The sequence below is a fragment of the Aeoliella mucimassa genome (assembly GCF_007748035.1).
Lineage (GTDB): Bacteria > Planctomycetota > Planctomycetia > Pirellulales > Lacipirellulaceae > Aeoliella > Aeoliella mucimassa.
Genome location: NZ_CP036278.1, coordinates 5,052,676 through 5,078,765, shown reverse-complemented (window position 1 = coordinate 5,078,765; position 26,090 = coordinate 5,052,676). Strand labels below are relative to the sequence as shown.

The following is a 26,090-nucleotide window of genomic DNA, read 5'->3' as shown; positions in this document are numbered from 1 at the left end:
CTATTCGATTCTGTTGAACTTCGTTCATTCCATTGGATTCATTCGTACAATCGGACTACTTTTACAGTACTGCAGAGGGGGTAGGTGCAATCGATACCACCCTTTCTGGTGGACTGTTCGAGACAGAGAGTCACCGTGCAATCGAATGCAGTAATCACGCTAACACTCAAATTGTTGTCAAGTTCGGGATACTCCGCATCATCCTGCAGCGGTGACGTAGGCTTTTCTAGCAACCCTCTTCCTGCACGTTTCTAGCAAGATGCCAAAGCGATCCTCTTTCACGAGAGAAAGGTTCGCCTTGGGATGCCGCGTGAAATCGAAGGCCTGTTGTCGAAGAGGAGAGCAAGTGATTACACGTTTGGGTTGGATAAGTTTCATTCATACACCAGTTGTGCGTCGATGCCGGAGTCGCATTACAGCGAAGAACAAGTTTCGTTTAGCGCTGCAGCCGAAGGGGTGCAGAGATGCGTCGGGGGACGCTTTCACTTAAAGTCGCTCTTAGCCAATCGACAAGGGGCGACGTACTATTCCGCCCTCGATTCGGCAACCAACAGGTCGGTGACCCTGAAGCTCGTTCCCGAAACGATGCTCACCAACGCGGTGCAGATGCGACTGGACTACGAAACCAGCGTCTTGCAAGACTCCAGTAGTCCGTTTCTCGCTAAGCGAATCGATTCCGGAACCGATGGAGTCGACTATTTTCTTGCTTACGAGGCCTGCACTGGTGCGACGCTTCATAGCCGGTTGAAGCAAGGACCTTTGGGGGTTGCCGAAACGATCGACTTAGCGCGCAGCGTGTTAGCGGGGTTGCGTGATCTGCATGCTGCCAAGGTACTGCATCGGAATCTCAGGCCAGAGAGCATTTATTGCGAAGCAGGCCGAGACCTTCGCCAGGTGCAACTTACCGACTATGGACTGGCTTTGACCGTTGAGCCGGATACTCCACTGAAGTTGCAGCCATTGGAAGTGGCCAGATACGCCTCGCCCGAACAGGCGGGGTCGATTGACTGTAGCGTCTCCTCATCGTCCGATCTCTATAGCTTAGGCGCTATCCTCTTTTGCTGCGTGACCGGCAAGCCACCTTTCGATGGCGACACGGTTGGCTCGGTGTTGTTCAAGCATCTTACCGACCCTGTGCCTGATATTGCTGGTGCCAAGAACGACGTGCCGATTGTGCTCGACAATTTCATCCAGCGCTTGTTGCGTAAGGATCCGTGCGATCGTTACCAAACAGCGGTTGCCGCGCTGGTGGATCTCGAGGCGATTTCCAAGCACCTGGAGTCGCCAGAGTCGAATTCGAACATTGTTTTGGGATCGCGTGACCGTCGCGATACGCTAACGGAGCCCGCTTTTGTCGGACGCTCCGAGCAGATGACCACCTTAACGGAAGCGATGGACGATGCCGAGAACGGTCGGAAGGTTCTAGTGTCGATCGAAGGCGAGTCGGGCTCGGGAAAGTCGCGACTGCTTGCCGAAATGCTCCGCCACGCATCCAAGCAAGGTTTCCGAGTACTGCGGGGAATCGGTGCGAACGAGGTTTCCTCGACGCCATTCCGACTACTTGATGGTGTCGTAGATGGATTGCTTGCCGAGATCGCCAGCGATCCAAAGCTGCGCAGTACGCTCACCGCATTGTTGGGCGACCGCTTGCAGACCGTGGTTTCAGCCCTGCCTGAACTGCAAACCGTATTGGCCTACGACGAACAATGGGTTGCTCCTGAAGAAACTGGTGAAGCTCGTACGCTGGAAGCTCTCGTGCTGTTTCTCGAGTCGCTCGGCCATCTCGGAAAGCCGACACTGTTGCTGCTCGACGATTGCCAGTGGGCGGACGAACTAACTTACAAATTGCTGCGGCGTTTCTCCTCGGCTTCGTTCCGCGGTCCGTGTACGCTATTGGTGTCGCTCGCTTACCGGTCGGAAGAAATTCCGGAAGATCACCTATTGCGGGCGGTCGACGTGCGAACCACGATCCGCCTTAACCCGCTCACTCCCAGCGAGATTCGCCAGCTGGCGTTCTCGATGGCCGGCGAGCTACCCGAACAAGTCGTGACCACTGTCAATCGCCTGGCAGCTGGCAGCCCGTTCATGGCGTCGGCCGTGTTGCGTGGGTTGGTAGAGTGTCAAGCATTGGTGCCGGGCGAATCAGGATGGGTAGTGGATGAAGAGGCCTTGGCCGATGCGGGATCGTCGTCGCAGGCGGGGTCGTTCTTGGCGCGTCGTCTGCAGTTGCTGCCTCCTCGATCGCTACACCTTCTATCCGTAGGTGCAATACTTGGCAAACAGTTCGATTTGCATACCGCATTGCAACTGTCCGACTTGACGCCGACTGCCTTTATCGAAGCCCTCGAAGACGTGAAGACACGTCATCTGGTGTGGTTGCGCCCCAACGGATCGGACTGCGTGTTCTTTCACGACAAGATTCGTTCCACGTTGCTAACGGGGCTCGATCATGAAACACGCGCCTCGTATCATCTGGCAGCCGCTCGATACCTCTTGGAAGAGTTTCCAGATCGAGTTGCTGATGTTGCTTACCACTTTGATGCGGGGGACGAGTCGCGGTCGGCATTTCCTTTTGCGACCGAAGCGGCCGAGCAAGCGCGAGCGCAATACGCACTGGACGTAGCCGAACAGCAATACGAAATCGCCCTTCGCGGAGCTACCACGAACGCCGAGCGACACCAGATCATGGAAGGTCTCGGCGACGTGCTCATGTTGCGAGGCCGTTACGAAGAGGCTGATCGGTGGTTCGAGGATGCCGCTCCGCTGGCAGAGCCTGGTTTTCCCCAGGCTCAAATTCGTGCGAAAATTGGTGAACTCTATTTCAAACGGGGCGAGATGGCCGCCGCGATTCAGAGTTTCGACGCTGCTTTGCGTTTGCAGGGATACTATGTTCCTCGGCGAGTGATTTCGCTGTTGTTCATGGTGCTGTGGGAAGTCGTCGTCCAAACACTACATACCTGGTTTCCCGTAGTGTTCTTGCATCGGATTCGCCGCAAGCCGGATCGGTCGGAACGACTTACGATGCGTCTGCTTAGCTACATGGCTCATGGATGCTGGTATTCCAAGCAGCAGATGCTGATGCTCTGGTCGCACCTGCGCAATATTAACATGGGCGAAAAGTACATGCCCAGTGAGGCGTTAGCTCAGGCCTACTCGGAGCATGGCCCAGCGATGACCGTGGTGGGCTACTTCAGCCGAGCGGTTCGCTACGCGAAACGCGGCATCAAGATGCGCGACGAACTAAACGACACTTGGGGACGCGGTCAATCGCTCGTGTTCCTTGGTATCACGCTATTTGCCGCTTCGCGCTATCGTGAATGTATTGATAGCTGTCGGGCGGCCATTCGTATCCTCGAACGGATGGGCGACTATTGGCAAATCCATATGGCACGCTACCAGATTGCGGCCAGCATGTATTATCTCGGGGAGTTACACGGTGCGATTGAGGAATCGAAGGTCAATCGAAAATCGGGCCTCGAAACTGGCGACCAACAAGCGTCGGGTATCATTCTCGACGTGTGGGCGCGGGCCTCAAACGGCCGCGTGCCGAAAGACATGATGCGGGTCGAATCGCAGCGGGAACGAAGCGATGCTCAAGGTGCCAGCCAGGTATTGCTGGCCGAGGGTGTCTGCCTGCTGGCCGACGGTAAAACGTCCGAAGCCATCGAGGTGTTCGACCGAGCATTGAAGGTAACCTCCGAAGCGGGCGTACAAAACGCGTATACCATTGCACCGTACGCTTGGGGAGCCACTGCGTTACGAGTGGCTGCCGAGACCAGTTCAGGAGCGACTCCGTTCTATCGTGAAGAATGCCTGAAAAAGGCCGAACGCTACGCCCGGGCAGCCGGGCGGGCGGGCATGGTTTGCAAGAACGACTTGCCACACGCTTACCGCGAGTTGGGCCTTGTGCTCTGCATGCGGGGTAAGCTTGCCAAAGGCAAACGGGCGTTCCATCTAGCCATTGCATGTGCTGAGAAGTTGCAGCAAACCTTGCAGAAAGCCGAAACGTTGCTGGCAGCTTCGCGTATCGGTCACGAGGCCGGTTGGCACGAAGCAGGGCAATTCGAACGACAAGCCCGTCGCATTCTGGCCGAGTCGCAAAACGACTCGTTGTCGACCGAGTCGACAAGTAACCAAGGGCCAGAGTTAAGCCTTTCGCTCATCGATCGATTCGATACCGTGCTCGACGCAGGCCGCGCGATCGCTTCGTCGTTGCTGCCGGAGAACATTCACTCACACGCGCGAAGTGCTGCTCTGCATATGTTGCGGGGCGAGGTGTGTCACGTGATTCCCGTTTCTCGAAATGGCGAAGTAGGCTGGAAGCACTGTTCGATCGATCGTCCTGGAACGATTGCGATCCAAATCGCCGAGCAGGCCATTCAGACCGGCAACGTGATGCGTACCGGCGATATTGATTCGACCCCCGACGAAATCGCTGCAGCCGAAGAAACGGCGTTCTCTGAACTGTGTGTACCGATCTACGTGCGAGGTAACGTGGAGCTATTGCTCTACGTCGCTCACTCAGGTATTCGAGGTTTGTTTGGTCCCGACGAAGCTCGCCTGGCGGAGTTCATTGCCACGATCACTGGCGCGGCACTGGAGAACGCCGAAGGGTTCGCTCAACTGCAAGACTTGAACATCACCCTGGAAGAACGGGTTGCCGAGCGAACCGCTGCGGCCGAATCACGGGCCGCCGAGTTGGCGATCTCGAACAAGGAACTCGAAAGAACCGCTCGCGAGCTGTTGAATACACGAGACGAACTGCGTGCGGCCAAAGTGGCCGCTGATCAGGCCAACGAGGCGAAGAGCCGATTCCTGGCAACCATGAGCCATGAAATTCGCACGCCGATGAATGGCGTGCTCGGCATGACCGAGTTAGTGCTCAACACCCCACTCGACAATCAGCAGCGAAATTACCTCTGCACAGTAAAGCAGTCGGGCAATGCGCTGTTGTCGTTGTTAAACGACATCCTCGATCTCTCCAAGATCGAAGCCGGTCGGATGGATTTGGAGCGTATCGAGTTTAGCTTGCATAAAGTCGTAGTTGACGCAGCGCGGTTGATGGCGGTTGCCGCATTCGGTAAAGGTATCGAACTGGTTTGCCAGGTCGATCCTGCGGTGCCTGATCATCTGCTAGGCGATCCAAATCGCGTGCGTCAGATCATCGTGAATCTCATCAGCAATGCAGTGAAGTTCACGGAGAAGGGACACGTCTCCGTTTCGATTGAAGTAGAATCGACCCGCCATACGGGTTGTACGCTGGTGTGCCATGTGCAGGACACCGGTGTCGGTATTGCCAAGGATCGGCTCAATGACATCTTCGAGGCCTTCCGCCAGGAAGATAGCTCCACCACCCGCAAGTATGGTGGTACCGGATTAGGTTTATCGATTACCCAGCAGCTCACTTCGCTGATGGGAGGCGAGATGTGGCTCGACAGCGAAGTTGGCGTCGGCAGTTGTTTCCACGCCCGACTTCCCTTCGATACGGTCGAAGTCGAAGGCGATTCAACAAGGTCGCCAAGCGTCAATGGTTGGAATGTGGCCGTGGTCTCCGATAGCACATTCACGGCCGACATCGCTGCTTCGCAGGTAAACCAAATAGGCGGACAAGTGGTCAAGCAACTAGTCTGTTCTGCGACTAACGCTCGATCGCAAGATCTCTTTGCCGATGTCGCAGATGCCGACATGCTGCTGATCGATGTGACCGCCGAGCAACTCAGCGATCTTGAAGCGGTGGAGTCGATTCTGAGTCAGGCTCAATCGTCGTCGCTGCCAATCGTGGCATTGCTGCCACTGGGCAATGTGGAGGTGGTGGAACTCTGTCGCACGCTAAATATCGATCACACCGTGATGAAACCCGTCGACTGCGACGAATTGATCGAAGTCGTAGCCGCTTGCCGCGAAGAATCGAAGAAAGAGCAATTCAGCACGAATAACATGGAGTCCGACTGTGCCCAACCGCTGAGCATTTTGGTGGCGGATGATAGCCCTGTAAATCAGGCGGTCGCCAAAGGCATGCTCGAACTACTCGGTCACGAGGTTACCTTGGCCGACAACGGGCAGTTGGCCTACGACGCGTTTATCGTTCAGTCGTTTGATCTGGTGCTTATGGACATCGAGATGCCGGAACTCGATGGTTTCCAAGCAACGGAGAAGATACGCGAATACGAAGAAGCGAATCCACGGCCGAGGGTGCCGATCTTTGCCCTCTCGGCTCACGCCAGTGCGGATTTCTGGCAACGTTGTAAAGAGGCTGGCATGGAAGGCTGCCTCGCCAAACCAATTGATGTGCAAGAACTACTTCAGGCGACAAATGCGATATGTTCGGTCGCTCCGAGCACCGTCGCTCAATACGAGGAGAGTTCTATCGGATAAGTCGGTAGTCATTGCTTCGGCAGTAATAACAGCACACTTTTAACTTCCCATTAGTTGCTGTCGAAGTTTGTAACTTTGTTGAGCTAACTTCCATGCCCCCTTTTGCATTTCCCTATCAACCGGTTTCGAATGATCATCGTTCGGAGCCCTTGCACGACACGTATCATAGTCAGGCGTTTTCCACCACTTCCACGTTCTCGCGTCGATGCCAGGTGTTGATCGCCGACGATGATCCGATTAGTCGTTCCGTATTGGCAAACATCTGTTCTTACATTGGCGCTCACTGCGAAGTGGCCGCCAGTTACGAAGAGGCTACCTGGAAACTAAGCTGCCAGGAGTTTGACTTTGCGGTGCTCGATCTGAATATGCCGCCGCACAATGGCCTAGAAGTGTTGCGAGTTATCCGTCAACACTATAGCGAAGCGGTGCTGCCGGTCGTGATTGTGACTTCCGACAGCGATCGACAAAGTGCTATCGCTGCTTTCGAGCTAGGCGCGAACGACTACATTACCAAGCCATTCGACTCGGCCACGGCGATCGCCCGCATTCGTACCCATTTGCGGATGCAACAAATGCAGCGCCAGTTGAGCGAGAGTATTCTGCGTTATCAGCTGGCCATGCAAGGTACCAACGACGGTATGTGGGACTGGGACCTGCTCGGCGATTGCATGTATTTCTCCCCCCGCTGGCAAGCGATGTTGGGCTTGGAGGAACGAGAGCACTTCGGCGCACCGAATCACTGGTTCAATCGTATCCATGAAGACGATCGCGATCAGATTTTCCAAGGTCTCAAGGCCCATCTGAATGGTGAGACTACGCACTTCGATTCGGAACTGCGGATGCATCATGCCAACGAAGAGTATCGCTGGATGCTCTGCCGAGGCAAAGCCGTGTTCGATGCAAATGGTCGCGCGACTCGCATGGCGGGATCGCTTACCGACGTGACCGAAGGGAAGTCGGTCGACGCGTTGACCGGGCTGCCTAATCGGGCGTTGTTCCTCGAGCGAGTCATGCGACGGTTCGCCCAGTTCCAGCGCGATACCAGCCGAACATTTGCGATTGTGTATATCGACGTCGACGACTTCAAGCTCGTCAACGACAACTTCGGGCACGCTGCGGGCGATTCTATCTTGGCTTCGTTGACCTACAACGTGCAGGCAAATATTCGCCGGCCAGACTCCGTGATCGCCCGACTGGGAGGCGACGAATTCGCGATTCTCATTGAGGATCTCAATTGCCGTCAGGCGGGCTACGTGATTGCCGACCGTTTATCAAAGGCCATTGCGAGTCCTTGCTCGCTGCCAGGCGAAGTGTCGTTTACCCCTTCGGCCAGCATCGGCGTCGCCTTTGCCGATGCGACGATGAACTCGTTTCACGATTTGCTGGACTCGGCCGATCAAGCGATGTACCAGGCCAAGCGTTCCGGAAAGAACAGCTATCACATTAGCGAACCAGCAGCCAGTGGACCACCTCAAGTCGACCGCGACATGCTCCCCACTCCCAGGCCCACCTGGCATAAACCACTGGGGTAGTAGAGCCGTGCAGACGGGGCGATCTTGCAGTGACGCCATAGCCGAGATTCCGCTCGACCGGCAAAAAACGACGAAAACATAACCCCTTTGACCTGCCGCCTAACCACGGCGTACCATATTGCTACCGATCACCACGGCCGAGTGGCGGAATTGGCAGACGCTCTGGACTTAAAATCCAGTGTCCAGAAATGGGCGTGCGGGTTCGAGTCCCGCCTCGGCTACTGGTTTTTAAGTAGTTTTGTGACCCCCGCCTTTACGACGGGGCTTTGATTTCTGCTTACTGTTACCTAAAGTGTTACCTGATTCGCGTTCTGCGGCTCTCCACAGCTCGTCGGCGGTGCTCTCGGCATTCTGCCCAACGTAGTAAGCCATGGTTGTTTGGATCGACGCGTGCCTCATCAGTTCCTGCAGCACTGGCGGCATGACCCGGCGTGACCAGCGGAATCCGAACCCACGCCGAAGGTCGTGGGCACTAGCAAACTTGCGAACTAGCTTCTCGACCGGGCGGCCCTTGTCGTCGTTGGTGCGCTTCATTCGCTCGTCGACCACGACGCCAGCTTTCTTGCCGATGCTAGTGATGACCGGGCCAACCGAGTGACGTGACCTGCTGTGTGGTGCCCCCGAATCATCCGTGAGCTGAAACACCCAACCACGCCGGTACCGCTTAGGGACTGTCTCAAGGTGCTTGGCAAACTCCGGCGTCATGGGTAGCAGCTCGTCGGTCCCTCGCTTCTGGGCCGATCCAGGGATACGAAATAGGGGTCGGCGCCCGTCGAAGTCGACCACGATCGCGCCGGGGCGATCGTCCCAGCTCAACAGCAGCGACTCACCAAGCCGGAACCCGCATTCCCACAGGCCGCGAAGATAGAACACCCAGGACTCGGCAGCTTGCTCGCCCACCACCTTCGCGGCTGCTTGTTCGATGCGCTCGAACTCCTCGGTGGTGACCGGTCGCCCCTTCATTCTTTTCTTAGTTCGCTGCTTCGGCATTTCGAACTCTGGAAGCTTGACCAACATGCCTTGCTTGTGTGCCCATCGACTGGCCCTCTTGAGCGATCGCAGCGTGCCAGCAATGTAAGCCTCTGCGCTTCCCTCGGCTCGCATCTTGGTAACCAAGGCGGTCATGCGGTGGGTGGTCAGGTCGCCAACGCGCTTCGGTCGGAAATACTCTCGGAACTTATTCAACGCGAGTACGTACCCGTAGGCCGTCGCCGGTGCCAGGCCACCGAGTGCATTCTCTTGGTAGTCTTCAACGAACTCCTCCCAGGTCACTCTCGGCGACCTCACGTAGCGACCTTCGCGGAGTTCGGCCTCCCAGATCGCGGCCTTTTTCTCGGCGGCTTTCTGATTGGAGGTTTTGGTAGATCGGGCGATATGCTTGTTCTCGATCGGGCAAAGGTACCTCATGTAGAGATTCGTTCTGCCCATGTCGACAACGTGGACCGTTATCTCCTCGTGCATCGCTGGCTTGCCTCCAGGTCTCAAGGGTCGGGTTTGTTGCTTCCATGCGATTCTGACGCATCCTGTGGCTGCCTTTCTGGCAGTTTTCACTTTCAACGTAGGTTGTCGACGTAGGTAGCTGACATACGTTGACAACCTACGTGGACGGCGGGAAGGTTCAGCCATTTTTGGCTGAACCTTTCGCCCTCTGAAACTGGTGCCAAAATTGGCACCGGTTTCCCAATGGGACTACATCATCGAAACGGCTTGCTCCCACGCTTCGATCGCCCCTTCGAAGAACCCTCGCATGAACTCACCCTCGTCGTAGAGCGTGACATTCTCTTCTCCGATCGCGTCGTCAAAGAACTCTGAAATCTCGTTTGGCTCTACCTCTTCAGGGTCATCCGAGACGATCGCCGCAATCACGGTTCCGATGGGGCCCAAGTGCGACCACTGAATCGACGAATTCTCCTCGTGAAAGTGCGCTGTCCAATACTCGTCAGCGTCTTGGCGATATTTCCAGAGCCTCTTTAACTGCGGTGCTTCGGCAATTTTTGAGGCCCAATCGAATCCCTCTACACGCCCCTCTCGGTACAGCTCCGCCTCAGAGCCTTCAAGGGACTTACGCAACCGAGCAACGTCGACTTGGGACATTTTCAACTCTCTGGGTCGTTTGGGTTGATGGCGGTCTGCCTCCAGGGAGAACACCTCCGCTGCGAGTGCTGACCAGTTCGTAGATTTGGGGCAGCGATCCATCCGCTTCCGAACGTCTGCCGGAATACTGATGGTCATCCTCACGTAACTTTGTGGCATAGCTAACTCCTGCTTTGCAGTACGTAACGGATGCATAATACGTATCGGGTACGTATTGGTCAACCCATGCCGGCCGCGACCGTTGCCGCGGTCTACGCTGCGGCCGGCGTGGGTCTCTCTACCTTAAATCAAGCCAAGCTCGGCCAGGCTCACTACCTGAATCTCGACGCGCTCGGGTTCTTCGACGTGGTGGCCGTGCCTCCTGCGGATCGCCTCGCAGTGGCGTGCGATCTCTTCGGGGGATGGGTCGGTGCCCTTTCCCTCTGGCCAGATTTGCTCTCGCTGGTAGCCGTGACAACCCCGTGCAACCAGATGGACCGTGGACGGTGAAACGCCGAGCCTTTCCGCTATCGCTCGTTGGGTGCCGTTGTTCGAATCGAGTTCTCGCTTGATTCGGTTGAAGTGTTCTCTTGTTATGCGTTCTTGCACGGTGCCCCTCCCTCCTGGACGGACCCGACGATTGGGGGGAGGTCGAGGTCAGCAATGCGATTCTTGCTTAGCTCAACCCACTCGCTCTTGGCCTGCTCGCGTTTCGTGTCCGGCTGAGTGCAGACCAGGTTATATAAAATGGGCAGCATGCTTGCGCGAATGCGTTCCCCTTGGGCGACGATCTTCGCCGCCTTGTGCATGTTGCAATCGCCTCCATGCATAACACTGCTGGCCATGTTGCCGAAACTCGTGAAGTCTCGCCTCTCCTGCTCGCTAATGACGCCCTCAGCCAGCAAGAACTCGGTCAATCTATGGATCTGCGGTCGACGAAGCGTTCGCCAGCCAGGGCACATGAGCGCCACGCGCTTAAGCAACCGCTCGACGGCCGTTCGCGACGTGCTGACGGCCGCGGCCCGGTATCCAGCATTCAGCAGGAACATGGCCTCGGCGAACTGATCGCCGGCGCAGAACTCTGCTCGGAGTAGTGGCCGGTAGCGGTTGGGCATTCGCCGCCAGGTCCACCGGAAAGCTACGAAGTGAGCCAGCCAGCACTGGAGATTTCGTGTAAGGGTAATTGCCATCGTTGGCGCACCTTCCCTGGTCCCAGCAGATTGCCGGGTCCATAAAGAAAGCGCGACCGCGCACAGGCTTTGCTAGGCGGCATCTGATACCGCCCGGGGTCCTCGCGGATTCCCCAAACCTGCGCGCGACCGCGCTCTGATTTCAGATAGGGATTTAGCATTTTCAGATGTCCTCTAATGTCGAACCACGGCTGGAAGGGGGCAACCATTTCGCTCGCGTGCTGCTTCCGATGCGGCTTTCGCCTGCCAATCAGATGCAGCGTGCGAGCTTCCTGGTAACACCTGTCGCCGTTGGTCAAACGGGTTTAGCATTCATGATCTTACGCACTTCTCCAGAAAGTTCAAGCGTACTTTCTTGGTGTTCACTAGCGATTTGTCCGGGCAACGTTGCCGGACCTTTTTTGCCACCGATTTCGCTACCCGACTTGCCGCTTACGCCAACTGTCTTTCCGGCTGCGTCGCGGGCGTCCCTAGAAATCCCCGGTAATTTTTCCGGCGATTTTTCCTCCCCCTTTTTTGGCCTTCCGACATTAGCGTCATAGCTGGCCTTCGCCGCCTTGTCGTACATGTCACGAGCGCGAGCAGCGACCATCCTGTGGGTCAAAAATCTCCGCCAATTTTGGCGGCAATTTCCAGTCGATCGACCACCACCGCCTACGGCGGTGGCACCAGGCCGACCTCCTGTTTCAACAACGCCAACTCCTCACGCAGCACCTTATTCGCGTTATCGATCGACTCGCGAGCGACGGCCTGCAATTCTGGCGGCAACTGTGCGATTCGCTTTTCCGCGACCTCGCTACCGAGCGTGAGCAACTCTTCGAACGTGCTGCACGCGCGGACCTCGTCGACGGTGACCAGGTCTTCAATCAGCCAATCAATGAAAGCCGCGGTCATGTGCTCGGCGGCCTGGTGCATCCGAACATCGATGTGGGGCAAGCCGACGTAGCAATCTACGAAGAGCTTGCGAATGTGTTGGTCGATCGTCATGGCTTTATTCTTGTTGGGAGGTGCCGGTGCGAGCGTAGAGGATTTCGTCATTTAGTTCTCCTGCTTCGTCGTTCCGCCGGCCGGCTCGCTCGTATTACTTTCTTTTTGCTCTTGAATGCCGAGGCTACGCTTCTGCACCTCCAATTGCTCTTCCAGCAGCGGAATGAGCCTTTGTAGAATGATCGCTTCGTTTGCGTTGCCGGGAGTCGACTGCAAATACTTCGCGTACCCAAGCCGGTTCTCAAGACCGATATATTCGTTCCGCGCCGCGCCTAGCACGATACTGCGATCATAACCTAGCGAATCTTGCGTGTTAGTCACGCCGCGACCGATCGCGGCCATGGTTGGATGGCCTCGGCGTAGCCATGATGCTTCGATGTCGTTCGCGGCCGCCTCGCTCGCCGATTCAATGTCGCCATACCGAAGCGCCGCGTCTTTCAACCGACCCGCCGATGCGGGCACCATATTGGCCGCGCTTACGCTAGGATCGACTTCGATGAACCGGCGAGCATCTAGGTAGCCATCCGCGTTTGCCAGGTTGCTACGAATGCGAGCGAAGCCTTCCCGATCGTTTTGCAACGCCGAGAACGCCATCGCCGCGTTCGATTCGCCCAACACATTGATAGCCGTACTGCCAGCATCTACTTGCGATTGAATGCTATCGAGCGTTTCAACTAGCGTGCCTTTAGCCAGGCCGCGACGGAGAAGCGAATTATAGAACGCGCCGAGCTGCGTTCCCGCCTGATCGATATTCCCCGCTTGCTTTTCCAACACCGCCAGAGCCGCCATCGACGAATCGCCGGCGTAGCCCAGTTCTCGCGACTGCTGCCCAAACTTGGTGGAGGCTTGGGCGGTCTCAGCCGCCGACACCTGCGTTTCCTTTGAGCTAACGCTGACTCTGTCGGCGATTTCGCGCAATGAATACCGGCCATCGTACAGATTGCCGACTTTGCTAGCCGACTTTCCGAACTCAATGAGCTTGTCGCCAGCGATTTGCCTGCTTTCGCCGATATCGAGGAGCGCCCTCACGTCCTCTTTCGAGTAGCCTGCATTCTTCACAGCGATCGCGAAATCACCGCCCTGCGAGTAATTCTCGAAGATGCCGCGTTTGACCGCTTCCCGAGCCACGCCGAGATTAGCTAGGTAATCTTCCGGCGAATCGCTGACCTGCTGCAGCTCGCCCAAGCTGCCGAGGCTTTCGACTACCGCGCTGCTGGCCGACTGCGCGGTTTGCTCCATTTGCCGAAGGGCCTGCATGGCCGTACTGGCCGCCGAGCCCACGCCCAGCAGGCCAGTCACGCCAGCTGCCAAACCGCTGAGCACCTGCTTACTGAACATACCCTTCGTGGCCGAAGTTGCCGCGTGCAGCTCGCCACGAAGCTGAGCGATCCTTCGGCGCCGCGTTTCGACGCTGATCGCATCCGCCCGGTGCAGCTTGATCGTTTCACGTAGCTGGCGGTTGAACGATTCCTGCGGGGTTTCCAGCGACTGCCTGAGCGTTTCACCCTGCTGCCGCAGCGCCTGCTTTACCCGTTCCGACTCCGCTGCCAGCTTGCGTTCGCTCTCGGCCGCCTCTCTCAGCTTCGGATCAAGCCGATCAAGCTGCTGACGCCAGCGATTCGCAGCGGCTTCGGCCTTGCCTTGCTCCAAGGCTCCCTTCTCGACGTAGTGGGCGAGCCGGGCGAGCTTGTGGTTGTACTGCTCGACCTTGTCGCCAGTCGCCGCGAATCGCTCCGCCTCGCTCTTGAGCTTCGCGAGGCCTTTCGCCGCGTCGGCCCCTTGCTGTTCCGACTTGTCGAGTTCCGCGTTGAGCTGACGAATCAACTCGACCGCACCGCGACCGGAACCTTGAAGTTCGAACTTTGTGCCCATGGCTGGAATCCTTTCTAAGAGCCTCTGCAAGTAAGTGATTCGGCGGGGTGTAAGTGCTGGAATCCCAGAGAAAACGCCCTTTTGGGGGCATTCGCCGCGCCGACTTACTTACTTACCCTCTCTGCCTCGAACAAATAAAAGTGCCGCGATTGCGGGCGGAGCCCACTGCGGGAGGGGGGGCGGCAAAGGACCCTTGGCCCCCGGGGGGGGTGGGGGGTGCCCCAGGGCTCGCCACAGCTCGCCTGCCAACGCCTCGCGTTGGCTTTTGCTTTGGCTCATCACCTGAGCCCTTTTCGTCAACCCAACGCAATAGCAGCCCGCTGGTGAATTCAAACGGCAGCGGGTGGCTCACACCTGTCCGACCAAAGCAGAGCCAGCCCGCCGCCGCCACACTCACCACGACTACCGAAACGCCTTCGGGGCAGGCGCGCTGAACGCGTCACACGCAACCCCGCCGTACCGCCTCTTGACCTCAAGGCAAGCCTCGCTCCAGCGGCAGTTCTTCTCCTGCTGGTACGCGGTCGCGATGGCTACCAGCTTCGCCTTCCGGTCCGCTTCAGGGGTAGCTTCGATCGATGCTTTTGTTGGAAATGCAAACATGTCTTTTTTCTCTCTCTGTGTAACAAAGTGGGGGGGAGTGGTTTGTTTTGCTTTACTCGGAGTCGTCGGCGATCATAGACACTTCAAGCCGCTTCATTCTCATCCACGCATGGATCGGCTCGCGAGCTGCCAGCGCTCTTTCGTCGAACTCGGCCTGCAGTTGATCTCTGCGTTCGATCTTTTCAGGCAGCGCCGCTTCGATTTCATTCAGCCAGGCAATCCATACCTCGCCATCTAGCTTGGGGTTATTTTTTTCTCGTTCATCGATCGCTGCCGGGCAATATAATCGAACCGCTTCCCAAACGATCAAAGCGTGGCCGCCGGTACTCGCCCAACGCCGAAGTGATTGCGATCCTTCGATTGAAACCCAACCTTTGTGCTGCTCGATTTCATCTTTCAATATGAATAGCTCGGAGAACTCTGCCTTTAGTTCACGCCGCGTGAACGCGACCTTGTCGCGAAGCGGCTGAGGTGCCCTTTCGAGAAGCCGCTCATAACAACTTTGAACACTCTCAAATGCGGCTCTCTTTTTATCGCGAATCGCTACCAGCTCTCGCAGCTTTTTTGCAAGCGAACTTGCCTGCTGCGCGAGCACCGGCTCGCGCGACCCCTCGGTAACATCAAGGTCTTCCATTTCGGCTCTGGTATTCGCGAGGGTCTTCTCGGCGGCGTCGAGTTCTGCCTTCGCAGCAACGACTGCGTTGTAGTCGCCGCCGAGTTCTTCGAGCATTCGCATGGTGCCTGCTCGCGAGCGAAGCAGCATCGCCAATTCGTGGACGCTCTCGACCTTCCTCTGGAGGTGTTGTACTTGGTGCGACTTTAAAAAGGACCACTCAGCAGGCGTGACGATCAGCTCGCCAGATACAAAATTACCATCGTGACGGTCCACCAGCTCATCCAACAGTTGCTCCAGTGCGACAAGCCTTATCAACTCATTGTGGCGTTCCGATTCGACGATCGCAGTGGCCTCGTCAGTGACAGGCTTTTCTCGTTTGCCGGCGGGCTTGGTTTCTGTTGCGTTTCCCATTCTTCAATCCTTGTAGTGGTGGGGGGGAGAGTGATTTGCTTTTTCTAGTGGAGCCGCCGGTAGTCGTCGGCAGCTTCGGCAAGTGTTGGGTATTTGCGTCGCAAAGCAGCCTCCTGTGATTCACTGAGGTCTGCCAAAAAGTCAACGCCGGGGTGCGCGGCGAGAGCCAGCTCGGCGTACTTGTCGTAAGCATCCTTGCCGCGGAGGTCGGCGTGCTTGTCGTTCGCGAGTACCGCCGCGATGGCCTGCTCGGGGGCTGCCACCTCGTCAACGAAGCCCCGCTTCAACGCTTCCTCTGCATAGTAGGTTTCGGCGGAAATCGCATTCAGTACCTGGTCGGAAGTCATGCGGCGTCGGCTGCACTTGGGAGGCACGCGATTGATGTATTGCAGGAACCATCTGCTAACTTCCTCGACCTGTGCGCGAACCGCTTCGATATCGCCCTCAGTGACAGGCACGCCGGGCATTCCGCGATGCTTCGCATTTGCCGAGGCAACCGGAATCACTTTAATGCCAGCCGCTTCATAAGCGGCGCTCGAATCGGTGAGCACCGAAATCACACCAACGGAGCCCACCACCGTTGAAGGCGAAGCGATGATTGTGGTGGCTTGCGAAGCGATCCAGTAGGCGGCGCTCGCTAGGTACTCACTTGCTATAACAGTTACCGCTTTCGCTTCGCTGAACTCTCGCACCAAGTCGGCCGTTTCAGGCACGCCTGCGACTAGACCACCCGGCGAACTCATGCGAATTATCACATGGCCAACAGCATCATTACGCAGAATCGAGTACAGCCTCTCGCGCACCCGCTCCAGATACCAAGGCGTCAACACGCCTTCGACCCAGCAGGTGGCGACCAGCTTCGAGTCCTCGCGAAAACGCACAACCTGGTGCGTTGGCGAAATCGCCAACGCTTCTTGAAGTTCAGCCGCCGCGGCCGGCAGCACTGCTGCCAATTCGTGTTTCATTGTGAATTACCTCGCGTAACTTCGGTGAACGTTTCGAATGCAAACGCTTCATCTCGGGAAAGCAACAGGCCGAACAACGACTCGGCCAACTCCGCGCCGATGCGATTGTCCCGCAGCCACAACAATCGTTCGCGTGACACCTGCCAGCCGACACCGGGGCCGGGCACCTGGGCGTCGTGCCACCGCCAGCCGGTTGCCAGCTCGGCGTCGAGCGTGCGCGCTGCGGTCATACCAACCGTTGATTCCGGCACGATGAACACTACATCTGCGAGGGTGGCCAACTCGAGCCCGTAGCCGCTACCATTACGAAGCAACAGGCCAACCGGAAGCTTGCGTAGATCTCGCAGCCAGTCGATTTCCTGACGAGCGAACGCGAATCCCTGCGTGGCTTGGGTGGCTGAGTCGAAAACGATAAACGTCGGCCGCGTGAAGCTCTCAATCAGGTCAGCCGCTTCCACCCACCGATCGAAATCAATCGTGCCACTCATTCGAAGCACGTCGAGCGACGGGTGCCACTCCTGAAAAACCTCGCCTGCAGCCTCGCCGCGGCCGACGTCGCCAACGAAAACTAGTTGCTTGCTGCTCGTGTTGTTCATCGCTTCCACCTGGACACGGGTTCGGCCCTGTTCGAGATAATTCCCAGCAATGAAGCCAACGCGATTCCCTTTGGTGGCTCGTTCGGTGGCCAACTGTTCAAGATCGCACTCGCAACCAATGGGTAGTTGTCTCGCAGAAGTGTTTCAGCTTCGTCGCGGCCAAGCTTCCTAACCTGTGCGTAGTGATCTCTGTGAAAGGGATCTACGTCGTTGGGAAGCACGCTCAGAGTTCTAACCATCAGATTTCAACCGTTTGTGGCACTGGTGAGTAATCGGAATCGCTTTCCAAGATTTGCACGATGGATCGATAGATTTGCTTTCCATCCCCTTTGTGTTCAGGGTGGTCAGCCACAACCCGTTCGGCCCACCGTCGTTTCTCGCGCTTGTCCCAACCTTCAATAACCGGGCCCCACTTCTGATGAAGCATTCGCCAGCGAGCTTCCTCCTGCTTTGATCGTTCCACCTCTGGTGGTGTGTACCCGTCTCGCCACGAGGGCCAGCCTTGATCGGCGTCGGTACTTGGCTCGCATCTTCGAATGCGGTTGTAGAGAGCAGCTTCTGGGTGGTCGAAGCCACCGCGGTGTTCTTTCCACCAGGCAAGCACCTCGCGAACCTGTGATGGGGGGGAGCCATTCGATCGAGCATCGGCAGTGCATCTGCTTGCATCGTTTACACCCGCCTTGAAAACCTCCCCCTCCACCTCCTCCCAGTCGTCTGCGGTGGTGGTGGAGGTTTCTTTTGTATCTATTCCTATATAGGGGGGGTCAATCTGACCCGGGGGTAGGGTCAAATTGACCCGGGGGGTAGGGTCAATCTGACCCCCCGGGGGGTCAAGTTGACCCGGGGGGTGGTCACTGTGGTCCGGTGCCTTTACCGGTGTCGAAGTGGTGCGGTTGTATTCTCTCTGATGCGAGTATTCGGCACTGCGATTAATCGCAAGATGACGAACCGCATTCCAGTCGATTGAGAGCTCGTTGGCAGCTTGGGATCCGTTATAGTTAGTTCCGGTGGTCAGAGTGACCAAGCCAGACTTTATCGCGTCAGCAACAGCACGCTTCGCGGTCGACCGTGAGTAACCATGTTTCTCCGCGATCGTTTGGTAGCTCCACCTAAGGGGCTTTCCCGTGCTGCCACAAACGCTCTCGATCGTTCGGATCAACGCCCATACCTTTGCAGACGCACCAGAAATTCGTAACGCCGATTCAAGCATCACATACCGTTCGCGCTTCCTAGACTCAAAATCTAGCGGCTTTTGGCTAGCATCAATGCCCATGGTCTGCTACACTCCGTGTGCTACACGATGTTCGCCCCGCCGAGGTGTTCCACTCACTCGGCGGGGTTTTTTTGTTCAGCCCTCACCCGCAAATCGGCTTTGGTAACTTTTCGAGTTCGTCGAGGTAACGAATCGCGTCCTCGCCGTCGATGTAGACCCGCTTGCCAATCCGCTTCTTGCGAAGCGAGACACCCTTTTTCGCCGCTGCGAGAATCAGCTTGTCGCCCACGCCAGCCGCCTGCTTGAATCCCAAGAGCGTGTAACGCATTCGCGGGTCGATTCCGATCGCTTTCTGGTTTGTGAGTTTCCTTGGCATTACCCAAACTCCCTTGCAAGTATTGGTGGTGTTGTTGGTGGCGCTTCCGTAAGCACCTCTTACGCTCTTTCGGCGCAAATCTCAAAATCTCGACACTTAAAGTTCAAAAACAAAAATCGCTTCGGTGGGCTACTGAGTAGGCAATAAAAAAAGCCACCAGGGTTCCACGTGGGAACTCTGGTGGCTTTGTTAAGTCAGGTGCCGCTGCTACCAAATTGTTGCGGCAAGGAATGTAACAGGTGTTCCTAGCTAGCGTCAAGCATGGGGGGGCAATCGTAATAACGACCGGCACCGCCAACCACTTGCGATAGCGACTCCAAGTGTTACCTTGGGTGTTACCTGAAATCAGTTTTTTGCATCGCTCAGAACGTGAAAAGAGAGCAAAAAACGCGAGCCTGGAGTGCATGGCAGTAACCTGAACGTACATTCAGTACACTTAAAATCCAGTGTGGGGTAACCCACGTGCGGGTTCGAGTCCCGCCTCGGCTAGTTGTGAACGGTGTTTCGCCTTGGGCATATCCCTTTTTGGCGATTCGTGGGGTTCAGTCGGTACCAGGCGAGGTGCAGTTCCGTACCATTCCGACGATTGCTGCACCAGATTTTGCAGCGTTTCAGGATCAGGCTCCATGACGGGGGAAGTTGGGGCAGTCAGTGGAGCTTTGTGGAAAGTCCTGCGCATTCCTTGAGAATGCACGGGGCATCCGGAATTGCTATCGCACAGCGAACCGACCACGATGGTTCCGTTCGATTGGTCTGTTATGGCAAGTTGGTTTCCAAACTTGTAACCATGGTTATTCATTAATCAGGGGCAGAGTAGGCCATGGCCTGGCTCTGCCCCTGTTTCGTAGTTGCGCTTGCAGCTACTTGGCCGCAGGCGGGGTGATACCCTGCTCCTTCAGCTTGGCTAGGTACTTCTCGGGCTCAGCGTTGAGCATCTTTGCGCAACCAGGGCAGCAAAGATAAACAACCTTGCCTTCGACAACGGTCTTGTAGGGACCGCCCATCGCGTCGAGCGGTTCATCCATTACCGGACAGAGCTTCTGTGCTGCGACAAAGGCCGCGTCGTCCTTCGTTGCCAGGACCACTACCGGCTTCGGAGTAGGCAGCGGAGGAAGTTTTGCCAGGTACTTCTCGGGCGATTTCTCCAGTGCTTTCAGGCAACCTTGGCAGCAGAGATAGACATCGCGATCAAGCCCGGTCACTTTGATCGGCGATCCCATCGATCCAAGAGGAGCCTCGGTCACCGGGCAGGTCTTCTGCAGTTTGATCGCTTCGGCGTCGGCCTCGGTTGCCGGCGCGGCGACGATCTTTTGCTCGATCTTCTTCAGGTACGTAGCAAAGTCGGCTTTTACCTTGTTGACACAGCCCGCGCAACAGACGTAGATGGTCTGCTCGCCTTCGGTCACGGCGATCGGTTCGCCCATCGAGCCGAGTTGCTGTCCACTAACAGGGCAGATACCTTGGGCGGCGATGGCTGCTGCCGTTTTCTGTGCTTCGGAAAGCGGACCCACAAACGGGGTCGAGAACGACACCGGGCGACGATTCGAACTCGCCAGGCCTGCCAGTTGGAACGTCAGCTCACCTTCGCGACCTGCTACACGACTCAAGTCGACCGAAACACTCAGCGACTTGGCCGATTTGTCCTGCTCCACCTCGGGATAGAGGTCGTAGCGGTAGCGCTTCGCGTCGCCCTTCAACTGCAGGGTGGCCGCCCCGCGAACTTGCTGAACATCAAGCGGTTGCCCCTGGGCATTGTAGGCAAATAGATGGATACCTCCCGATTCGAGCAGTGTCTCAAACTGGAAGTCGCCTGCCTGACTCACGACACCGCCGTGAGGGCCGGGGAGGGCCTGCTTTGGCTCTTCAGCCATCTCATGCCCAGCGTGGCTGGCGTCGGTTGCCGGAGCCATCTCGTGAGTAGCCGGCGAAGGCGACTCGCTCGGTTGTTGGGCATTCGCAGCCGAAGCTCCGAACAGTGTGAGTAGCACAAAGCTAAGCGTAAATCGCAAAACCATTTCTACCTTCCTTTCTCGTTGGTAAAAAACAAAACCAATCCCGCTGCTTATCCTTCTGCAGCAGGAACCAATGAATCGAGTGGGCTTTCCTCTTCGACACCTTCCCAGTGCCGATCAGCGAGTCCCATTTGCATCTTGAACTCTTTGTAGGCGCAGAACACCACCGGTACGACGAAGAGCGTAACCAGCTCGACAAGCATGCCACCGAACACGGGAATAGCCATCGCTCTGGCGACATCGGCTCCTCGGCCGGTAGACACTAACACTGGCAGCAAAGCCAGCACGGTAGTAGCCGTGGTCATCAAGCAGGGACGAATCCGTCGTTTGCCCGCTTCGATCGTGGCGAAGCGAATGTCTTCGACACTCGTGAGCTTGAGTCGCGTGAACACCTGGTCGAGGTACGTGGCAATCACCACACCGTCGTCGACCGCAATCCCGAACAGAGCAATGAACCCCACCCAAACTGCGGTATTCATTTCGGTGCCATAGATGGCCAGCAGAATCATTCCACCAGCGAAGGCCACTGGAATACCGGCAAAAATGGCCAGCGTGATCGGCCAATGGCGAAACTGAAGACAAATAATCAACAGGTTGATCAGCACCACGAGCGGTACCAGCCAAAACAGCCGCTGATTGGCCTCGATCTGGTTGCGGAAGCTGCCCACGGCCTCGAGCGAATATCCAGGTGGTAGCTCCAAGCGATTGGGGTCGCCGGCAGGCAAGTTTTGCGAGGCGTGCAAGTCTTCTTGAATCGCCGCGACCGATTCCAGCGCACCCGCCTTATCGCTCGTGGCAAAAGCGACGTGTGCCACGAGCCGAGCGTTCTCGCTATTGATGGCACCTGGTCCCCAGGTCGTCTCGAGCTTTGTAAGTTCCTCAAGGGGAACTACCGACCCAGCGTGGGTGACTACGGGCACTCTTGCGAGCTCGTCAATTCGTTCGCGAAGGTCGCGTCGATACCGCAAACGCACTGGATATCGCTCTCGGCCTTCGACGGTGTTGATCAGGTTCATCCCGCCGAGGGCAGTTTCCACCACACTGTTGACCATCTCGACGGTCATGCCATAGCGGGCGGCCGCTTCGCGATCTACGGTGAACTCAACATAAGGTTTGCCCAGCACGATGTCGGGACTAACTGTGCCGGGGTCTACGTAGGCAGAACTTCTCAGGTGATCTGCGACGGAAAGTGTTGCTTTGGCAAGGTCCTCCAGGCGGTCGCCGTAGATGCGGATAGCCATCGGGGCTTTGATACCACTTTGCAGCATGACGACTCGCCCTTCGATCGGCTGAAGTGGGCTGGCCTTGGTAATGCCTGGCAGGGTGGCAACTGCTACAATCTCGTCCCACACCTGCTTGGCGGTGATGCCCTCGCGCCACTGATCCTCCGGCTTCAGCATGATGTAAGTCTCAATCATCGCCGCTGGGGCGGGATCGAGTGCCGACTCGACGCGGCCGATCTTACCGAGTACATCCTTAACCTCGGGGATCTGCTTAATCAGATGATCTTGGGCCTGAAGCACCTGCATCGCTTGGCTAAAGCTGGCCGCCGGGTAAAGCGTTGGCATATAAAACCAACTTCCCTCGTCGAGCGCAATCCAGTCGTCCGATTTCAATCCACCAAACTCATCCTTCAGGTCTGCGTATCCAGGGAATTCATCGGGACGGACACCAAGTGTTTCTGCCACCTGTTCAAAGGGGCCCATAATCTTGGGCAAGCCGAAGTAGCCGCCAAGTCCCAGCAGCAATATCGTGATTGGTATCAGTGAGAAGAAGAGTTTGTGGGCGAGGAACAATCGCAAGATCGGCACGTAAGTCGCCACAATCGATTTGCTGACGATGCTCTCGTCGATCGGGCGAATGCGTTCCCGGCCCATCTGCCAGCCAGCCGCCGCGGCCAATGCGGTGACAATGCTTGTTGCCATCCATGGAGATAGACCGTATGCGGCGGAGATCTCGTCGGCCCACACGAAGTAGACCAACAGACCGGCCAGCAACGCAGTGGATATTGCGAGGGCGAAGCTGGTGAGTCGCTTGCCACTGGCGGTCCGCAGGATCAACCGGCACAACGCGGGCACAAATGTAATCGCAACAATCAACGCCGAGGCGATGGCAAACGTTTTGGTCCACGCCAACGGGCTGAACAGTTTGTAGTCTCGCCCAGTGAGAAAGAACACCGGCAAGAAGCTAACAATCGTCGTTGACACGGCGGTTACTACCGCGGGAGCTACCTCAGCCGCGGCGTTCGCGATCACCGTCAGCCTTGGAGTTTGTTCATTGGACGGTTCTTCCTGTTCCCAATCGGCCAGGTGTTGGTAGATGTTCTCGGAGACAATGATCCCCATGTCGACCATCGTACCGATCGCGATGGCGATGCCCGCTAGCGACATAATGTTCGCGTCGAGGCCGAACACCTTCATCCCGACAAACGACAGCAGCACCGCAACCGGCAACGTCGAGGCGACAATCAAGCTACTGCGAATGTGCAACAGGAATAGTAGAATCACGACCGCGGTAATCACGATCTCTTCCTGTAAGGCCGTGGTTAGCGTGCCGACCGTCTCGTCGATCAAACCCGTGCGGTCGTACACTGGCTTGATGGTGACCCCTTCGAGCGAGGGAGTAATCTGTTCTATCTTGGCCTTTACTCGATCGATCACCGCCCGAGGGTTTTCGCCATAGCGCATGACGACTACCCCGCCGACGGCTTCGCCGCCGTTGTAGTCGAGCGCACCGCGGCGGAAATCGGGGCCAAGCTGCACTCGGGCGACATCTTCGATCCGCAATGGCACCCCCTCTCGCTGCTCAATCACGGTTTGTTCGATGTCGCGAATTGCCTTGGCGGTGTCTCCATCGGTGCCGAGAAAGCCTTTGCCGCGGACGATGAACTCCATGCCCGACGATTCAATCGTCTTCGCTCCCACGTCGACGTTGGAGCCCTTGATCGCCATCATCAAACGATCGAGGGGGACATTGTGGAAACGAAGCTTGTCGGGATCAACTTCAATCTGGTACTGCCGGACGTACCCACCGATCGAGGCCACCTCGCTTACACCTTCCACCGCTTGAAGTTCGTACTTAACGACGAAGTCCTGCATCGATCGCAGGTCGGCCAGGCTCTTTCCCGATTCCGGCGGTACCAACACGTAGTAAAACACTTGCCCTAGACCGGTTGCATCGGGGCCTAACTGGGGAGTCACCCCCTCTGGCAGTTGGGCGGAAGCGGAGCCAAGTTGCTCTGATACCCGGCTACGCGCCCAATAGAAGTCGACCTCGTCTTTGAACGTAACTTGCACAAACGAGTAGCCAAACATGCTCTTGCCGCGCACGCTCTCAGCACCAGGCACCGCCAGCAGCGAAACGCTAAGCGGGTAAGTGACCTGATCCTCGATGTCTTTCGGCGAACGCCCTGGCCAGGGAGTCAGCACGATCACCTGGTTCTCGCCGATGTTGGGAATCGCATCGATCGGAATCGACCGGAAGCTATACCAACCAAAGGCGACGATCCCGATGGCAAGCAGCACCACCAGGGGTGCTTCCTTCACGCAGAACTTGACTAAACTAGTGAGCATGGGGTGCCTCCTGACTCATGGTCGTCGAGTCCTCCGAACCCTTCGAGGGATCGATTAGCGAAGGCTTGTTCTGCAGTTGCATCTGCGAATCGATGAGAAAATTGCCATCGATGGCGACCGATTCACCGACTTCCACTCCGTTTTCAATCACCACCTGGTCCGAAGTCATCGCCCCCACGGTGACCTCACGAAGTTCAAACACACCGGGTTCCGCTTCCACATAGACCACCGAATTGTCCCCCGCCATCAGCACTGCGGTGCGAGGAACAACGGTCACCTTCTGTTCTGGCAGCGGCACCTCGGAGTACCCCAGGTCCGACGCAGGGATCAGATCCATTCCACAGATCGGGCAGCTACCTGCTGCGTTGCGGATGATCTGCGGGTGCATCGGGCTTATCCATTTGCCTGCGAGGCCTGGATCGTACACCTCGTCTTGCGGAATAGCAGGCACGCGAATAGTCGCGGTTGCGTAGTCGCCCGGCTTCAGGCGATGGTCGAAGTTCGACATCTCCACTCGTACGGCCACGGTGCGCGATTTCTCGCTCACCAGCGGATCGACGAACGCGATGCGGCCGGTGTAAATCTCGCCGGGCAGCGATGCCAGTTCGGTTTCGACTTGCTGGCCAAATCGCACCGTCGCGGCATCGCTCGGGTAAAGATCAAGCATCAACCACACGGTGTTCAAATCGGCCACTCGATAAATCGGTTCGCCGGTCTTGATGTAGTCGCCTTCGACTTTGTGCTTGGTGATTACGGTCCCACCAATCGGCGAAGCAATTTGCAAGCGTTTCTGGGCTTTGCCGCTAGCCTGAAGCTCCTCGATTTGTCGATCTGTCATCCCAAGTTCGCGGAGATTATCGCGGGCGACCTCGCTTAAATTGTCCCCGGCAGCCGCCAACGTGTTGAGTGAAGGCGTGTTGAGGCTCGAGAGAAACTCCACCTGCGCGGAGTACAAGCTGGGGCTGTAGAGCACCACCAAAGGATCTCCTGCGGCAATTTCCACCCCTTCGTAGTCGGCCATTAGCTCTTCGAGTCGGCCATCGACGTAAGCCGCGATGGTAGCTACTCGCTCTTCGTCGTATTCGATGCGTCCAACCGTGCGGATGGATCGGTACACCATGTCTCGTTTGGCCTTCGCGGTACGAATGCCAATGATCCGCCGGGTCGCGGCATCAATCGACACGCTTCGTGCCCCTGAATCCGACGACATCTTCACAAGCTCCATCCCGCAGACTGGGCAGTCACCTGGTTCTTCGCTCGGCGTCGTACACATCATTGGGCATGCGTAAAGCTCTATGTCTTCCGGCGCTGGTGGGGCAGGAGCCGAGCCTGCAACCGTTTGCGGTTCGAGTTTCATGCCGCATTTAAAGCATTTGCCAGGAGTGTCCTGACGAACCTCTGGATGCATCGGGCATACGTATTCGACACGGGTGCCATCTGCAGTCGAATCAGAGGACATGTTATGAACGTGGTGTTCGATTTTGATCCAACCGAAACGCTGGCCGAGTCCGATCACGATCAGACAGACAACCACCGTTGCGATGACCAGTGCGCATTTGATTGCAAACTGCGCACTACTCGACACGAACTGAGTAAACCTCGACATAGCACTCGACCTGGAGCGATAGTGGATGAAGCGAAGGGATAGCAGAACGTTGCAGGCTAGGATGGGCGAGCAACGGCTTGGAGAATTACCACCG

The 26,090-nt window shown here is 56.9% G+C and carries 16 protein-coding genes and 2 tRNA genes; 5 read left to right on the top strand and 13 right to left on the bottom strand.

Translation table 11 applies throughout. The features are described from left to right. Positions 1–303: 303 nt before the first annotated feature. The 3 genes from Pan181_RS19880 (at position 304) to Pan181_RS19870 (ending at position 8,128) form a co-directional block, all read left to right on the top strand. On the top strand, positions 304–6,375 hold the full coding sequence (locus Pan181_RS19880) for an ATP-binding protein (protein ID WP_145249395.1): 6,072 nt from the start codon (positions 304–306) through the stop codon (positions 6,373–6,375). Between the two features lie 92 nt (positions 6,376–6,467). After that, positions 6,468–7,907, top strand: coding sequence for a GGDEF domain-containing response regulator (locus tag Pan181_RS19875; RefSeq protein WP_145249393.1), 1,440 nt, complete (start codon positions 6,468–6,470; stop codon positions 7,905–7,907). A 135-nt stretch (positions 7,908–8,042) separates the two neighbouring features. Beyond that, positions 8,043–8,128 (top strand) — tRNA-Leu (locus tag Pan181_RS19870). A gap of 7 nt (positions 8,129–8,135) precedes the next feature. On the opposite strand, the gene Pan181_RS19865 is transcribed toward Pan181_RS19870, so the two are convergent. Both Pan181_RS19865 and Pan181_RS19860 read right to left on the bottom strand, forming a co-directional pair. Continuing rightward, positions 8,136–9,314 (bottom strand): tyrosine-type recombinase/integrase, encoded by a 1,179-nt coding sequence (locus tag Pan181_RS19865; RefSeq protein ID WP_197528535.1) that lies wholly within the window; start codon positions 9,312–9,314, stop codon positions 8,136–8,138. 282 nt (positions 9,315–9,596) lie between these two features. Continuing rightward, positions 9,597–10,001 (bottom strand): hypothetical protein, encoded by a 405-nt coding sequence (locus Pan181_RS19860; protein WP_197528534.1) that lies wholly within the window; start codon positions 9,999–10,001, stop codon positions 9,597–9,599. A gap of 189 nt (positions 10,002–10,190) precedes the next feature. Here Pan181_RS19860 and Pan181_RS19855 point away from each other — a divergent pair, with 189 nt between their 5' ends. Then, entirely contained in the window at positions 10,191–10,490 is a 300-nt protein-coding gene (locus Pan181_RS19855; protein WP_145249387.1) for a hypothetical protein, read from the top strand. Positions 10,491–10,573: 83 nt separating this feature from the next. Here Pan181_RS19855 and Pan181_RS19850 read toward each other — a convergent pair whose 3' ends face one another. The 8 genes from Pan181_RS19850 to Pan181_RS19815 form a co-directional block, all read right to left on the bottom strand. Further along, entirely contained in the window at positions 10,574–11,095 is a 522-nt protein-coding gene (locus Pan181_RS19850; RefSeq protein WP_145249386.1) for a hypothetical protein, read from the bottom strand. Between the two features lie 370 nt (positions 11,096–11,465). Then, positions 11,466–11,738, bottom strand: coding sequence for a hypothetical protein (locus tag Pan181_RS19845; RefSeq protein WP_145249385.1), 273 nt, complete (start codon positions 11,736–11,738; stop codon positions 11,466–11,468). A gap of 86 nt (positions 11,739–11,824) precedes the next feature. Continuing rightward, positions 11,825–12,208 carry a hypothetical protein gene (locus Pan181_RS19840; RefSeq protein WP_145249384.1) on the bottom strand — a complete coding sequence of 128 codons (384 nt, stop codon included), beginning with the start codon at positions 12,206–12,208 and terminating at the stop codon, positions 11,825–11,827. Then, the gene (locus Pan181_RS19835) at positions 12,209–14,029 is read right to left on the bottom strand and encodes a hypothetical protein (protein ID WP_145249383.1); all 1,821 of its coding nucleotides are present in this window, start codon (positions 14,027–14,029) and stop codon (positions 12,209–12,211) included. A 652-nt stretch (positions 14,030–14,681) separates the two neighbouring features. Further along, on the bottom strand, positions 14,682–15,359 hold the full coding sequence (locus tag Pan181_RS19830) for a hypothetical protein (protein ID WP_145248505.1): 678 nt from the start codon (positions 15,357–15,359) through the stop codon (positions 14,682–14,684). A gap of 341 nt (positions 15,360–15,700) precedes the next feature. Next, positions 15,701–16,621, bottom strand: coding sequence for a S49 family peptidase (locus Pan181_RS19825; protein ID WP_145248503.1), 921 nt, complete (start codon positions 16,619–16,621; stop codon positions 15,701–15,703). Then, positions 16,618–17,217 carry a hypothetical protein gene (locus Pan181_RS19820; RefSeq protein ID WP_197528533.1) on the bottom strand — a complete coding sequence of 200 codons (600 nt, stop codon included), beginning with the start codon at positions 17,215–17,217 and terminating at the stop codon, positions 16,618–16,620. The genes Pan181_RS19825 and Pan181_RS19820 overlap by 4 nt, the downstream gene beginning before the upstream one ends. Positions 17,218–18,572: 1,355 nt before the next feature. Then, a complete protein-coding gene (locus tag Pan181_RS19815; RefSeq protein ID WP_145249381.1) occupies positions 18,573–18,806 on the bottom strand; it encodes a hypothetical protein in 234 nt (77 codons plus the stop codon). Positions 18,807–19,198: 392 nt separating this feature from the next. Between Pan181_RS19815 and Pan181_RS26265 the strand changes: the two genes are divergently transcribed. Beyond that, a tRNA-OTHER gene (locus Pan181_RS26265) sits at positions 19,199–19,295 on the top strand. Positions 19,296–19,666: 371 nt separating this feature from the next. Here the strand turns inward: Pan181_RS26265 and Pan181_RS26665 are convergent. The 3 genes from Pan181_RS26665 to Pan181_RS19800 are packed head-to-tail and all read right to left on the bottom strand — an operon-like array spanning position 19,667 to position 25,849. Continuing rightward, positions 19,667–20,821 (bottom strand): eL24 family ribosomal protein, encoded by a 1,155-nt coding sequence (locus Pan181_RS26665; RefSeq protein ID WP_231943651.1) that lies wholly within the window; start codon positions 20,819–20,821, stop codon positions 19,667–19,669. Between the two features lie 47 nt (positions 20,822–20,868). Next, positions 20,869–24,390: an efflux RND transporter permease subunit gene (locus tag Pan181_RS19805; RefSeq protein ID WP_145249380.1), complete on the bottom strand. Its 3,522-nt coding sequence runs from the start codon at positions 24,388–24,390 to the stop codon at positions 20,869–20,871. Beyond that, the gene (locus tag Pan181_RS19800; RefSeq protein WP_197528532.1) at positions 24,380–25,849 is read right to left on the bottom strand and encodes an efflux RND transporter periplasmic adaptor subunit; all 1,470 of its coding nucleotides are present in this window, start codon (positions 25,847–25,849) and stop codon (positions 24,380–24,382) included. The genes Pan181_RS19805 and Pan181_RS19800 overlap by 11 nt, the downstream gene beginning before the upstream one ends. Positions 25,850–26,090: the final 241 nt, after the last annotated feature.

Coding starts and splice junctions, on each gene's coding strand:
- Pan181_RS19880 (WP_145249395.1), top strand. CDS start 304: ATGCCGCGTGAAATCGAAGGCCTGTTGTCGAAGAGGAGAGCAAGTGAT.
- Pan181_RS19875 (WP_145249393.1), top strand. CDS start 6,468: ATGCCCCCTTTTGCATTTCCCTATCAACCGGTTTCGAATGATCATCGT.
- Pan181_RS19865 (WP_197528535.1), bottom strand. CDS start 9,314: ATGAGGTACCTTTGCCCGATCGAGAACAAGCATATCGCCCGATCTACC.
- Pan181_RS19860 (WP_197528534.1), bottom strand. CDS start 10,001: ATGTCCCAAGTCGACGTTGCTCGGTTGCGTAAGTCCCTTGAAGGCTCT.
- Pan181_RS19855 (WP_145249387.1), top strand. CDS start 10,191: ATGCATAATACGTATCGGGTACGTATTGGTCAACCCATGCCGGCCGCG.
- Pan181_RS19850 (WP_145249386.1), bottom strand. CDS start 11,095: ATGCCCAACCGCTACCGGCCACTACTCCGAGCAGAGTTCTGCGCCGGC.
- Pan181_RS19845 (WP_145249385.1), bottom strand. CDS start 11,738: ATGTACGACAAGGCGGCGAAGGCCAGCTATGACGCTAATGTCGGAAGG.
- Pan181_RS19840 (WP_145249384.1), bottom strand. CDS start 12,208: ATGACGAAATCCTCTACGCTCGCACCGGCACCTCCCAACAAGAATAAA.
- Pan181_RS19835 (WP_145249383.1), bottom strand. CDS start 14,029: ATGGGCACAAAGTTCGAACTTCAAGGTTCCGGTCGCGGTGCGGTCGAG.
- Pan181_RS19830 (WP_145248505.1), bottom strand. CDS start 15,359: ATGCTCGAAGAACTCGGCGGCGACTACAACGCAGTCGTTGCTGCGAAG.
- Pan181_RS19825 (WP_145248503.1), bottom strand. CDS start 16,621: ATGAAACACGAATTGGCAGCAGTGCTGCCGGCCGCGGCGGCTGAACTT.
- Pan181_RS19820 (WP_197528533.1), bottom strand. CDS start 17,217: ATGAACAACACGAGCAGCAAGCAACTAGTTTTCGTTGGCGACGTCGGC.
- Pan181_RS19815 (WP_145249381.1), bottom strand. CDS start 18,806: ATGCCAAGGAAACTCACAAACCAGAAAGCGATCGGAATCGACCCGCGA.
- Pan181_RS26665 (WP_231943651.1), bottom strand. CDS start 20,821: ATGGTTTTGCGATTTACGCTTAGCTTTGTGCTACTCACACTGTTCGGA.
- Pan181_RS19805 (WP_145249380.1), bottom strand. CDS start 24,390: ATGCTCACTAGTTTAGTCAAGTTCTGCGTGAAGGAAGCACCCCTGGTG.
- Pan181_RS19800 (WP_197528532.1), bottom strand. CDS start 25,849: ATGTCCTCTGATTCGACTGCAGATGGCACCCGTGTCGAATACGTATGC.